12 protein-coding genes are annotated in these 12,741 nt (G+C 60.7%); 5 read left to right on the top strand and 7 right to left on the bottom strand.

Features of this window, described 5'->3' with window-relative positions:
• Positions 1-11 precede the first annotated feature (11 nt).
• From WNE31_RS14465 to WNE31_RS14450, 4 genes are all read right to left on the bottom strand, one after another.
• Positions 12-1,268, bottom strand: a complete 1,257-nt coding sequence (locus WNE31_RS14465) for a sarcosine oxidase subunit beta family protein (RefSeq protein ID WP_349980779.1) — start codon at positions 1,266-1,268, stop codon at positions 12-14.
• A 273-nt stretch (positions 1,269-1,541) separates the two neighbouring features.
• Positions 1,542-2,441 (bottom strand): hypothetical protein, encoded by a 900-nt coding sequence (locus tag WNE31_RS14460; protein WP_349980631.1) that lies wholly within the window; start codon positions 2,439-2,441, stop codon positions 1,542-1,544.
• 68 nt (positions 2,442-2,509) lie between these two features.
• Positions 2,510-3,097 carry a DUF6151 family protein gene (locus tag WNE31_RS14455; protein ID WP_349980629.1) on the bottom strand — a complete coding sequence of 196 codons (588 nt, stop codon included), beginning with the start codon at positions 3,095-3,097 and terminating at the stop codon, positions 2,510-2,512.
• A gap of 128 nt (positions 3,098-3,225) precedes the next feature.
• A complete protein-coding gene (locus tag WNE31_RS14450; protein WP_349980627.1) occupies positions 3,226-4,656 on the bottom strand; it encodes a Glu/Leu/Phe/Val family dehydrogenase in 1,431 nt (476 codons plus the stop codon).
• A 372-nt stretch (positions 4,657-5,028) separates the two neighbouring features.
• On the opposite strand from WNE31_RS14450, the gene WNE31_RS14445 reads away from it, so the two are divergent.
• Genes WNE31_RS14445 through WNE31_RS14435 form a run of 3 tightly spaced genes read left to right on the top strand, consistent with a single transcriptional unit; the run spans position 5,029 to position 7,924 of the window.
• Positions 5,029-6,843: a TadE/TadG family type IV pilus assembly protein gene (locus tag WNE31_RS14445; protein ID WP_349980625.1), complete on the top strand. Its 1,815-nt coding sequence runs from the start codon at positions 5,029-5,031 to the stop codon at positions 6,841-6,843.
• The gene (locus WNE31_RS14440) at positions 6,840-7,376 is read left to right on the top strand and encodes a TadE/TadG family type IV pilus assembly protein (protein WP_349980623.1); all 537 of its coding nucleotides are present in this window, start codon (positions 6,840-6,842) and stop codon (positions 7,374-7,376) included. Before WNE31_RS14445 ends, WNE31_RS14440 begins: the two co-directional genes overlap by 4 nt.
• Positions 7,376-7,924, top strand: a complete 549-nt coding sequence (locus tag WNE31_RS14435; RefSeq protein ID WP_349980621.1) for a TadE/TadG family type IV pilus assembly protein — start codon at positions 7,376-7,378, stop codon at positions 7,922-7,924. The genes WNE31_RS14440 and WNE31_RS14435 overlap by 1 nt, the downstream gene beginning before the upstream one ends.
• On the opposite strand, the gene WNE31_RS14430 is transcribed toward WNE31_RS14435, so the two are convergent.
• The 3 genes from WNE31_RS14430 to speB form a co-directional block, all read right to left on the bottom strand.
• Complete coding sequence (locus WNE31_RS14430) at positions 7,903-8,400, bottom strand: hypothetical protein (protein WP_349980619.1); 498 nt, start codon at positions 8,398-8,400, stop codon at positions 7,903-7,905. The genes WNE31_RS14435 and WNE31_RS14430 overlap by 22 nt on opposite strands.
• Positions 8,401-8,508: 108 nt before the next feature.
• Positions 8,509-9,552: an aldo/keto reductase gene (locus WNE31_RS14425; protein WP_349980617.1), complete on the bottom strand. Its 1,044-nt coding sequence runs from the start codon at positions 9,550-9,552 to the stop codon at positions 8,509-8,511.
• A 72-nt stretch (positions 9,553-9,624) separates the two neighbouring features.
• A complete protein-coding gene (gene speB, locus WNE31_RS14420) occupies positions 9,625-10,587 on the bottom strand; it encodes an agmatinase (protein ID WP_349980615.1) in 963 nt (320 codons plus the stop codon).
• 119 nt (positions 10,588-10,706) lie between these two features.
• On the opposite strand from speB, the gene WNE31_RS14415 reads away from it, so the two are divergent.
• Together WNE31_RS14415 and WNE31_RS14410 are read left to right on the top strand one after the other, a co-directional pair.
• Positions 10,707-11,312: an ImuA family protein gene (locus WNE31_RS14415; RefSeq protein ID WP_349980613.1), complete on the top strand. Its 606-nt coding sequence runs from the start codon at positions 10,707-10,709 to the stop codon at positions 11,310-11,312.
• Positions 11,313-11,417: 105 nt separating this feature from the next.
• On the top strand, positions 11,418-12,647 hold the full coding sequence (locus WNE31_RS14410) for an MFS transporter (RefSeq protein ID WP_349980612.1): 1,230 nt from the start codon (positions 11,418-11,420) through the stop codon (positions 12,645-12,647).
• Positions 12,648-12,741: the final 94 nt, after the last annotated feature.

The following is a 12,741-nucleotide window of genomic DNA, read 5'->3' as shown; positions in this document are numbered from 1 at the left end:
CTGTTCCCTCGTCAGTGCAGGTTGTGCTGAGAGCCCGTGCCCTCTTCATCCATAATGTTGTATCCGGTGCGGAACCGGTCGAGCCTGTGATGCCGCGCCACCTCGTGCGGGGTGTCCGTGGCCATCAGGTGCGCCATGCACCACCCCGAGGCGGGCACGGCTTTGAACCCGCCATAGCACCAGCCGGTGTTTACATAGAGCCCCTCGATATCATCCATCTTGTCGATGATCGGCGAACCGTCGGGCGACATATCCATGATCCCGCCCCAGCTGCGCAGCAGCCGCGCTTTGCCGATCATGGGCATAAGCGTCATACCCGCCTCCATCACGTGTTCCACCATCGGCAGGTTGCCGCGCGCCGCGTAAGAGCTGTAGAAATCAAGGTCGCCGCCGAAGACAAGCCCGCCCTTGTCGGACTGGCTGATATAAAAATGCCCCATTCCGAAGGTCACCACGTGGTCGATCACGGGTTTCAGACCTTCGGTGACAAAGGCTTGCAGGATATGGCTTTCGACCGGCAGCTTGCGCCCGGCCATCGCCGCGACCTGACTAGACCGGCCCGCAACCACCATGCCCACCTTTTTGGCCTTGATCGCACCGCGGGTGGTCTGGACGCCCTTGACCACCCCGCCTTCGATGTCGATGCCGGTCACTTCGCAGTTCTGGATCAGGTCCACGCCCCGATCCGACGCCCCGCGCGCATAGCCCCAGGCCACCGCATCGTGACGCGCCGTGCCGCCGCGCGGGTGGTACAAACCCCCATAGATCGGGAAGCGCGCGTTGTCGTAATCAAGATAGGGCAACAGTTTGCGCACCCCTGCACGGTCCAGCAGGATTGCGTCGTCACCCTGATTTACCATGGCATTGCCGCGCCGGGCATAGGCGTCGCGCTGCCCGTCGCTGTGGAACAGGTTAATGATACCGCGCTGGGAATGCATCACGTTATAGTTCAGGTCCTCTTCCATCCCCTCCCACAGTTTCAGCGAATGGGAATAGAATTCCGAGTTTCCGGGCAAACCATAATTCGCACGCACAATCGTGGTATTGCGCCCGATGTTGCCGCTGCCGAGATAGCCTTTCTCCAAAACGGCGATGTTGGTCATGCCGTGGTTCTTGGCAAGGTAATAGGCGGTGGCCAATCCGTGCCCGCCCCCGCCGATGATGATCATGTCATATTCGGACTTGGGCTGCGCATCGCGCCAGTGCCCCTGCCACCCCTTGTTTCCTGTCAGCCCTTCCTTGAGGACTTTCAGCCCGGAAAACCGCATGCGCTGCCTTTCGATGATCTCTTGAACGTCGCTGGTTGCATCCTGAGGCCGCTTGTCACGGGATACCAGATCATTTTCGACAAACTTGTGCCAACGCGCGACCGAATGCGGGGAAAATGGGCAAACGTCCGGGTCAATCTGGACGTTTGTGATGTGATAAAGGTGGGGATGGTCCGACGACATTGTCGGTGCACCTCCACGGGGATGTCGCACGCGCAGAATCGACAGGGCGTGCGGCCAGAAAACCCGCGGCGGCGTTCTGCCCTTTTGCGTTCAGAACCGGACCCGGAAGGACAGGCCCGCAATGGGGGCTGTATCATAGTCCTGCCGGCTGACCACGGCCCCTGCCGCAGTCTCGAGCGCAAGCTCGCCATTGAGTTCCGCCCCAACAAAGGCGGTAAAGCTCATGCCGGGATTGGGGCTGTAGCTGGCCGCAAGGACAACCGGAATGCTGGTGTCCTCGCCCACGCCACCCGGCGCAAGTCCGGCATTATCAAGCCGGAACCGCACGCTTTCGTAACGCGCGGACAGCGAGAAGCTCAGCTTCGCGTCATGGGCATAGGTCAGCGACACGCCGGGGCCCTGCGTGGCCCCCAGCCCGGTGCCGGTGCTCAGCGCCCAGCGTTGGTCGATTTGCCAGTCGATCAAGAGTGCGGGAAACAGGTCAAGATCACTGGACCCGATTTCCGTGAACGCCCCGAAGGCCGGACCGATCCGCAGGTCCGGACTGACCTGCCACGCCACCCCGGCAAAAACGCCGTAGGTATATCCGTCCGAGGAAGACACCCCCTGTTCGTAATCCCACCGGAATTGCGGGGTGATGAAGGCCGACGTCCGGTCGCCAACCGGAAACCGGATCGGCACAGACACGCGCAAATCCTTGATATCGCTCCAGGGTTGGGTGCTGGTCGCGCTGAAATCATAGGAAAATTCGCCAAGACTGACGAGAACGCCCGCAGACAGGCCCTCGCCATTGGAATAGAGTGCACCGCCGCGCAGGAAGCTGCGCGAGGCGGAAAAAGACCCGCCCGCCGACAGGTCAGCATCCCCTTGGTAAACGTAAAGCCCATCCGTCAAGCCCAGCCAGCCCTGACGTGGCTGCGCATTGGAAGGCAACGCAAATAGTGCTGTCGAAACGGCTGAGGCCGCGACAATTCTGTAGATGATGGTCATAGTTCCCGTCTTTCCGTCTTTGCTGTGAGGCGATCTAGCGTCAGGTCTTGCGCCGTCCAGCCCCATGCCTATTCGGGTGTTGCAGCCTTGCGTTCCACCCGCGACAGCACACGCGGCACGACCACCGGGATACGTTTGTCCGTGAACAAGGGGTTGGCCTTGGCCCCGCCAAACACGGCACCGATATGGCGGCTGAGCACGCCCCAGCCCGCCCCGTAAAACCCGTACTCCGAGGGTTTCTCGGACCCCGGTCGCGCCCCGTCGCAGTAGACCTGCGCCTTGACCGGACCAAAGGCGCGCTCAACATCGCCTTGCAGGTTATGGGTCAACACCCCGACAAAACGCAGGCTTGGCGTGGCAAGCGTGACAAACATCGGTGTGTCGCAACAAGAGGCATACCAACGCAGCGCGCCCTTGGGCGACAGGCGAAGACAGGCCAGCGCGTCTTCGCCCTCGGAAATTTCAAGACGTGCGGGCGTGGTGTGGAACAGGTCGGTACCCCCCTGATCGTCCAGAACCCGTTCGGCATAAAGCGCGTGCGCCCCGGCCTGACAATCCTTGCAATAACACCTGAGCCGCGTCCCATGCGTTGGTAGGCAGGCGGGCAGCGACAGTTTCATATGGCCGCAGGAACAGGAAAGAGACAGGTCGGGCATGATTGGGGAACCGGAAAGAAACAGTTTGAAGTGGCTCAAGTTTATCGGCTCTGCCTGCGAAGTGGAAACACAGTTTCGTGAAAGTCAGGCCCCGTCGCGTGTGTTGCGACGGGGTGCTCATTTTCAGGTCACAGGCCCTTGGCGCGATAACTGGCCGCAACCTTTTCGATCGACACCAAATAGGCCGCCGTGCGCAGATCCTCGACATCGCCGCGTTCATGCCAGACGTCACGCATGGACTGGTAAGCGATCCGCATCGTGTCATCGAGCCCCGAGCGCACCAGCTCCAGTTCATCCGCGCCGCGCAGGTATTTCTGCTTGAATGAGTCCGTCAGGCTGTACTTGCTGCCCATCGCCTCGGAAATCTTTTCCAACTCGTCCACGACCAACTGGTGACGGGCCTCTTCCTGGCGGCGCTGCATCCGGCCGAACCGGATATGTGACAGGTTCTTGACCCACTCGAAATAAGACACTGTCACACCGCCCGCGTTGGCATACATGTCGGGAATGATCACGGTCCCCTTTTCGCGCAACACGTCGTCGGCCCCTGCGGTCACGGGGCCATTGGCGGCCTCGATGATCAGCGGGGCCTTGATGCGCGCGGCATTGGTCAGGTTGATCACACCTTCGAGTGCCGCAGGGATGAGGATGTCACAGTCTTCTTCAAGCACCAGCTTGCCGTTCTCGACACAGGTGGCGTCGGGGAATCCGCTGACACCGCCAGTCTTGAGGATCCAGGCGCGCACGGCTTCGACGTCCAGCCCTGTCTCACTGACAAGCGCACCGTCATGTTCGATGATGCCGGTGATGCGCGCGCCATCCTCTTCGCACAGGAATTTGGCCGCATGATAGCCCACATTGCCAAGGCCCTGCACGATGATCCGCTTGCCATCGAGAGACCCGCTCAGCCCGGCCTTCTCCATATCACGCGGATCGCGGAAGAACTCGCGCAACGCATATTGCACGCCGCGCCCTGTGGCCTCGACCCGCCCCGAGATCCCGCCCGCGTTCAGCGGCTTGCCGGTCACGCAGGCAATGGCGTTGATGTCGGTGGTGTTCATGCGGGCATACTGGTCGGCAATCCATGCCATTTCCCGCTCGCCCGTGCCCATGTCGGGTGCGGGCACGTTTTGCGACGGGTGGATCAGGTCGCGCTTGGCCAGTTCATAGGCAAACCGGCGGGTGATGCGTTCAAGCTCGTGTTCCTCATACTGGCGCGGGTCGATGCGCAACCCGCCCTTTGACCCGCCAAACGGCGCTTCGACCAGCGCGCATTTATAGGTCATCAGTGCCGCCAGTGCCTCGACCTCGTCCTGGTTGACGCCCAAGGCAAAGCGGATGCCCCCCTTGACCGGTTCCTTGTGCTCGGAATGGACCGAGCGATACCCCGTAAAGGTTTCGATCTGCCCGCGCAGGCGCACGCCGAAGCGCACTGTGTAGGTAGCGTTGCAAACGCGGATCTTTTCTTCGAGCCCCGGCGGCAGGTCCATCAGCGCCACGGCGCGATTGAACATAAGGTCAACGCTTTCACGGAAACTGGGTTCTTTGGGGGTGGTCATCTTGTCCTCCTGATCGCGCGATTGCGACTCGATGCCGCAGAGAATGTCACGGGCACCCTAGGAGGGAGTTAACCCCGAGGCGAGAGGAAACAATCAAAGTTCGCACAAATTTTAGACACCCTACGGTTTTGGAAACAGTTCCCCCAAGCACGCCTTCATTGTACGGAATACGTGCATAAACACCTGTTTTTCTGAGAATTTCCCCCAATTCAGCGCGGATTTCGCCCAAGTTTGGCCCCATTTGGGTGGGATAAAACCTGTGGTGCAGACCGATGCGTGCCTTGGTGCGCCTTGCACCAAGACGAGGGAAAAGAAATGTCAGTGTTCAGATACACGTCAACCAGACGCCAACACCAAAGCCATTCGGAGGGGATGCCGTGGCTTCAACGGTTTGCGCGCGACGAAAACGGGGCAATCATCGGCTTCGCGGTCTTTATCTTCCTGATCATTCTTATGGTCGGGGGTATCGGCGTGGACTTCATGCGCTCGGAAATGAAGCGCACCCAGATGCAACACACCCTTGACCGCGCGGTTCTGGCTGCGGCCGATCTGGATCAGGATCTTGACCCCGGGTCCGTGGTCAACAACTATTTCGACAAGGCCGGGATGAGCAGCTACCTGACATCGGTCACTGTGGATGAAGGGCTGAACTATCGTACGGTGTCGGCCACGGCCAGCACCCAGTTCGATACGACCTTCATGAACCTTGTCGGTGTGGATACCCTGACCGTGCCTGCGAAAGGCACCGCCGAAGAGCGGATCGACGGGCTGGAAATCTCTCTCGTGCTCGACGTATCAGGTTCGATGAACAGCAATAGCCGCCTGTCCAACCTCAAGGTGGCCGCGCGTGACTTTGTCGATACAATGTTCGAGAACACCGAAGACGACAAACTGTCGATTTCGATCGTTCCCTATGCGACCCAGGTCTCGCTTCCTGAGGAAATGTTTGACCAGTTGAACGCAACGATTGCGGACTCGACCACAGTCATTACGCTGAATGAAAGCGACACGATCGAGGATCAGGATCTGATCGACGCGATGGGCGTGGCCACGCTGGCAGACACGCGGCACGACTATTCCCATTGTATCAACTTCACCTCGGACGATTTTGAAACCACCCAGGTCAGTATGAACAAGGCATACCAGCAAACCATGCACTTCGACCCGTGGTATGACTGGGAAGGCCGCGACGACAACCAGTTGGTTGGTCACAACAACAATTCGCGCCCGGTCTGCGATCAGGACCCCACGCGTGAAATCCTGCCCCTGTCGCAGAACCAGACCGCTCTGAAAAACTATATCTCGGCCATGTGGGCCGGTGGCAACACCTCGATCGACCTTGGCATGAAATGGGGCACCGCCCTGCTGGATCCCAGCCTGCAACCCATGGTCGACGGGCTGATTGCACTAAACGAGGTGGACGACGTCTTTTCCGAGCGCCCGCATGAATATGACGACAACGAGTCGCTGAAAGTGGTTGTCCTGATGACGGACGGCCAGAACACCTCGCAGTATTACATCAATGACGGCTATCGCAACGACCGCTCGAATATCTGGTGGAACGACCAGGAAGAGGTCTACTCGGTCTATATCGGCGAGGACGAAGGCGACTTTGATGACGATGGCGTGACTGAGGAACCGATGTTCTTCTGGCCTCATATCGATGACTGGCGCGACCATGCCTACGGGCAAGGTTATGAGGAAGAACAAACCGTTGTCACCGGCACCGAATGGGTTTGCCGCTCTTACCGCCGCAACGGATCATGCCGCCGGTACAGACAGGTCAACACCTACGAAACCCAAACGGTCTGGGTCGACGAACCGGGTGAAGCCCTTGAAGTGGATTACGAAGATCTCTGGGCCTACACCACCATGGAGTGGATCGTCGAAGACCTTTACGAGCCGTGGATGAACGACGACGAAGCCTGGGATGACTGGTATTACGATGTGCGCAACTCGGTCGGGTCTTCGACCAAGAACACCCGCACCGGCGACATTTGTGACGCGGCCAAGGCCGAAGGGATTATTGTCTTCACCATCGGTTTCGAAGCCCCGTCCAGCGGCCAGACCGTCCTGCGCGACTGTGCCAGTTCGGCAAGCCATTACTTTGATGTGGACGGATTGGAAATCCGCGACGCCTTTGCCGCGATTGCCTCGTCCATCCGCCAACTGAGGCTGACCCAATGATGCAAGCTGTCAAATCCCGCCTCACCCGCACCGCACGTAATGAAGACGGTCATGCCTCGCTTGAATTTGCGATCATGTTCCCGATCTTCTTTGTGATCCTGCTGTCGGCTGTTGAACTGGGCATGATGACCCTGCGCATGGCCTATCTCGAACGTGGTCTGGACATCGCCGTCCGCGAGGTCCGCCTGTCGACCGGCAACGCGCCCGACCACGCGGAACTGATCACCATGATCTGCGACGAGGCCACCATGATCCCGGATTGTACCGACAATCTCAAGCTCGAGATGGTAGAGGTCGATCCACGCGACTGGGGTGGTCTGACGCCGGGTGCGACCTGCACCAACCGGGCCGAGGATGTGCAGCCGGTGACAACCTTTGTCGCGGGCGGTGCAAACCAGCTCATGATCCTGAGAGCCTGTGCCAAGATCGAAGTCCTCTATCCGAATATCGGGTTCGGCAATGCCATCGAAAAAGATGATGCCGGCGATGCCGCGCTGGTGGCCGTATCCGCCTTTGTCCAGGAGCCCCAATAATGTGGACCCAGCTCAAAACCCGCCTGAGACATTTTGCCGAAGACACTCGCGGCACGGTGGCCGTCGAGGCCGCCATCGTCCTGCCGCTGCTCCTGTGGTCCTACATGGCGATGTATATCTTCTTTGACGCCTACCAGACGCGCTCGTCGACCGAAAAGGCCGCCTTTACGATCAGTGATATCCTGTCGCGCGAAACCAACGCGATCGACACGACCTATTTGGCCAATATGCGCACCCTTTTCGACCTGATGTCGGAATCCGACTCGGCCTCGGGGCTGCGGGTCAGCGTGATCCGCTGGAGCGTTGTTTCGGATGACTACGAACTGCAATGGTCCCACACCCAAGGCGCCTTTGCCAGCCTAGATGATGAAGGGCTGAACGCGATCGAGAACCGCCTGCCCAACATGGCCGACGGCGAAACGCTGATCCTGGTGGAAACCTATTCGACCTACGAGCCGTCGCTGAAAGTTGGCATGGATGATCTCACGATCACGACTTTCATCTTCACGCGACCGCGTTTTGCGCCTCAGCTGGTCTGGTCGTCCTGACCCATATCCCGCTCGACGAGCAGCATCTCGATTATCTGCGCCATCGCCTTGGCCTGTGACCCGGGCGTGACGCCGCCGATGCCGACGCGTTTGCCAAAGGCCCACCACAGACCGGGCTGCCAGCGGCGGGCGCGTTTCTGTTTCAGCCGGATCAGGAACCCGTTGGAGGGCTTGAACGCAAAGGTGCCGCGTTCCACCGCGTCGATGTTGTCCAGCGAGGTAATTTCGTCACCGCCGGTGTCGCGCAGCCCGCTGCGGGTCAGTTCGACCACACGTTCTGTGGCGCGGCGCGTCGCATCGGCCAGCCACAGCGACCCCACGCCCATCACCAGCAGGAACGCCTGCCACAGGAACGATTGCGGCGGCATGGCCAGCGCAATGTAAATCAGCAGCACGCCCAGCACGCCCATCACCGCCACACCCAGCCAGCGGCGTGGCGCCGAGGCTGCTACGGTTGCCAGAACCTCATCTTCCATGGTCACTCCCCTTTGCTCGCAGCCCCTACCCCATTTGCGCGCGCAAAGTCCATGGCTTCTACTGGGACCGAAACGCCCCCGCGTGACCCTGCGCGCGTATTTTTCGGGTCAGTACGGCATCGGGTGCAGACGATGCGCGTCGTCAATGTCTTTAAGACAGTCTTCGCTCAGCGTGACCTCGGGGGTTGTCAGGATATGCTCCAACTGCTCCAGCGTGGTCGCCCCAAAGATGGACGCGCACATGAACGGGCGCTGCAGAGTAAAGACCAGCGCCATATGCACCGGATCCACCTCGTGCCGCTGGGCAATGGCCAGATAGGCGTCAACCGCATCGAACACACGTTCGGATTTGCGTCCGCCCATATTCTCAACAATCGACATGCGCGATCCGCCCGGCACGGAACCGTGCTGGTATTTTCCGGTCAGGAACCCGGCACCAAGGGGCGAGAAGGCCAGAAGGCCCACATCCTCGTTGACACTCAATTCGGCGAGGTCAGTGTCGTAAAGACGGCACAGCAGCGAATATTCGTTCTGGATCGAGGCCACACGCGGCCAGCCTTTCTCTTCGGCAATACGCAGCCATTGCGAGGTGCCCCAGGCGCTTTCGTTAGACAGGCCAAAGGCGCGGATATTGCCCTTTTCAACCTGTTTCTGCAGGGCCTCCAGCGAGTCTTCCATATGCGCCATCGTGTCGGCGTAGCTCTGTTTCGACGGATCGAAATGCCAGTTCTGCCGAAACATGTAAGAGCCACGATTGGGCCAGTGGAACTGGTAAAGGTCGATGTGATCGGTTTGCAAACGCCGCAGCGACCCTTCAATCGCCTCGGGAATGGTCTTGGACGAGATCGGCGCGCCGTCGCGGGCGTTCTTGAATCCGGCCCCGGAATGCTTCGTGGCCAGAACGACCTCATTCCGGCGTCCGGTCTTTGCAAACCAGTTGCCGATGATGGTTTCTGTCAGGCCAGTGGTCTCGGCGCTGATCGGGTTGACGGGATACATTTCCGCCGCATCGACAAAGTTGATGCCCCCCGCCAGCGCCATCTCGATCTGCGCATGGGCTGTGGGTTCATCGGTCTGGGTGCCGAATGTCATGGTGCCAAGGCAAAGCTCGGAAACCTGAATGCCGGTGCGGCCAAGAGGGTTCATTTTCATAAGAACTGTCCTGTGTTGATGCGGGGCAAAAGGGGCTTTGCCCCGCGGCCTGCGGCCTCACCCCGAGTATTTTCAGAAAGATGAAGACCGGGCGTGGAAGATGAAGCCCAGAAAGTTGAGCAGGATCTGCGCGGCAAGGATCGAAGTGCTGCCAGTCGGATCATAGTCGGGGGCCACTTCGACCAGGTCGATCCCGACGACCTCGTGCCGTTTTGACAGGGCCTGAAGCATTTCCAGCACGTCATAGTAGAGGAAACCGCCATGGCTGGGCGTGCCGGTGCCGGGCGCGATTGAGGGGCAAAATCCGTCAATGTCGATGGTCACATAGACGCGGGCGCCTTCCGGGATGCGGTCGATGACGCCCTGTGGTCCCAACGCACGCGCCTGACGCACGGACAGGATGTCCGACCCCATTGCGCGGGCGGCGTCATAGCCTTCTTTGGCGGTCGAGCTGACATTGCGGATGCCGACCTGGGTCAGGCCGGTCACATAGGGTTTCTCGGCGGCACGGCGCATTGGGTTGCCATGGCCGAAACGGACCCCGTGCCGTTCGTCCACGAAATCAAGGTGCGCGTCGATCTGCAGGATATGGATATCGTCCTGCCCCTCAAACGCGTTGATGCAGGGGATGTTGACGGAATGATCCCCGCCGATCACCACCGGCAACGCCCCCGCCCCGAGGATCGCGCGCACGCCAGCCTCGATATTGGCATGGCTTTTCTCGGTGTCGGTATGCACGATATCGGCATCCCCGATATCCACGATGCTGACCTCGGACGGCAGATAGGTGGCGTCGTCCTCGTGGTCATAGGCGCCCGCATGGCCGAAGCTGAACAGGGTCGAGGCCTCGCGCACGGCGCGCGGGCCGAACCGGGCGCCGCTGCGCCATTGGGTGCCAAAATCGAACGGCGCCCCCAGTACGGCGACATCCGCATCGATCTTGTCCCAGTTGTCGACATAGGCGCGTTTTCCAAAGGTGGAAATGCCGACGAAGGGCAGGTCCAGACGTCCGCCTTCGTATCCGTGATGTGCCATCGCGATCTCCCTGTGGCTGGTCCGGCTGACACCCTGCGCAGAAAACAGCAGCGCGGCAAGAGCAGAAAACCGCACATGGGAATATTGAGAACATAACAAGAACATATATACTGTCTTCCATGACGACTCAGTTGCTTGGCCGCAAGGCCCATCGCGAGGGGCCGATCCTGTCCCTTGCCACGGATGTCTATCTGCCCAAGGCGCGCCTACACGAAGCCTGCGGCGCGGCGCGGCGGGTGTTTGCCCTGTGGCTGGCGGCGCATCTGGACGGTCCGGTGTTCTGGATCAGCCCGAAATGGCTGCCGGAACAGCTGCACCCCGAGGGCGTCCTGCCCTTTATCGAACCGGACCGGATCATCCTCGTGCGGGCCGAAACCCCCGAAGATGTGCTGGCCTGTACCGAAGAAAGCCTGCGGTCAGGCCATGTGCCTCTGGTGGTGGCCGATATTCCGGCGCCGACCGGCCTGACCGCGGTGCGGCGCCTGCATCTCGCGGCCGAGAGCGGCGCGGCGGCGACACGGGTCGCGCCGTTGGGGCTGATCCTGACACCAGGCGCAGGCGGCGCCATGGGGGTTGAGGCGCGCTGGCAGCTGGAGCCGGCCTTCGACGCGACCACCCCCAGCTGGACCCTGACCCGCCTGCGCGCCCGCACGGCGCCGGTGAAACGCTGGAAAGTGACTGACCTGCCCGCGGCCAAGTGGATGCCCCTGCCCGATCCTGCCTGAACCGGGCGATGCCCGCAGACGAAAAGCGCGACATCCGACAAAAACGACGCCGCAAGGTCGATAATCCGCTTGATCGCACCGGGACAGAGGTCATGGTGGGGCATTATGCGCGTGATGATTACATTCTCGGCCCTGTTCCTGTCGGTGGTCCTATTGCAGCTCAGTACAGGCGGGGTTGGCCCGCTCGATGCTCTCTCGGGCATTGCGCTGGATTTCACCACCGGCGAAATCGGCCTTCTGGGCTCGGCGCATTTTTTTGGCTTTTTTATCGGATGCTGGTGGGCACCGCGCCTGATGGGCAGCGTTGGCCATTCCCGTGCCTTTGCCGCCTTTACCGCCACCGGGGCAATCGGGCTTCTGGCGCATATGCTGGTGGTGGACCCGATGGCTTGGGCGGTGATGCGGGTGGCCAGCGGGCTGTGCGTGGCGGGCTGTTACACGGTGGTCGAGGCATGGTTGCAATCCAAGGTCACCAACGAAACACGCGGGCGCACCATGGGCGTTTATCGCGTGGTCGATATGGGAGCCTCACTGGCGGCGCAGATGGTCATCAGCGTGCTCGAGCCGGCCTCGTATGTGTCCTACAACATCCTTGCGATTGTCTGTTGCGCGGCCCTGTTGCCCCTGACCTTGACCCGCACGGCCCAGCCCGAAACGCCCGCGGCCCCGCGCCTGCGCCCGATGCTGGCGGTGTCGCGCTCGCCGCTTGCCGCCGCCGGGGTGCTCGTTGCCGCGCTAAGCTCGGCCAGCTTCCGCATGGTCGGCCCGGTCTATGGCAAAGAAGTCGGTCTCGACACCAACCAGATCGCCTGGTTTCTCGCCTCGTTCGTGCTGGGCGGCGCGCTGGCGCAATATCCCGTCGGCTGGCTGGCGGACAAGTTCGACCGCCGCTGGGTGCTGATCTGGCTGTCGATTGCAGCGATCCTCAGCTGTTTCGCCACCATTGCCATCGGGGCAAGCGGCACCACGGTCATCATGCTGAATGCCGGCATTTTCGGGCTGACGGCCTTTCCGATCTATTCGGTGGCCGCCGCCCACGCGAATGACTTTGCCACGGCGGAAGAGCGGGTCGAACTGTCTGCCGCGCTGATGTTCTTTTTCGCGCTGGGGGCAATTGCAGCGCCTTATATGTCATCCTTGCTGATCGGCCTCTACGGGCCGGGGGCGATGTTCATGCTGATCGCGGCGGGGCACGCGGTGCTGATTGTCTTTGGCCTCAGCCGGATGCGGGTCCGCTCGTCCGGCGGCAACCGCACCCGCTATATCTATGCCCCGCGCACCTCTTTCACCATTGGCAACCTGATCGGGCGCCAGCGGGAAAAGCCGGATGAATGATCACAGGATGAAATCACCGGCATCCAGCGCGGACTGGGCATTGATGACGAACCGCATGTCCATGACCGCGTCGCCGTCGCTGTCGACTGATACG

The sequence above is a fragment of the Shimia fortis genome (assembly GCF_040225985.1).
Lineage (GTDB): Bacteria > Pseudomonadota > Alphaproteobacteria > Rhodobacterales > Rhodobacteraceae > Shimia.
The sequence above is the reverse complement of the archived record's forward strand: the minus strand, read 5'-3'. Positions and strand labels throughout refer to the sequence as shown.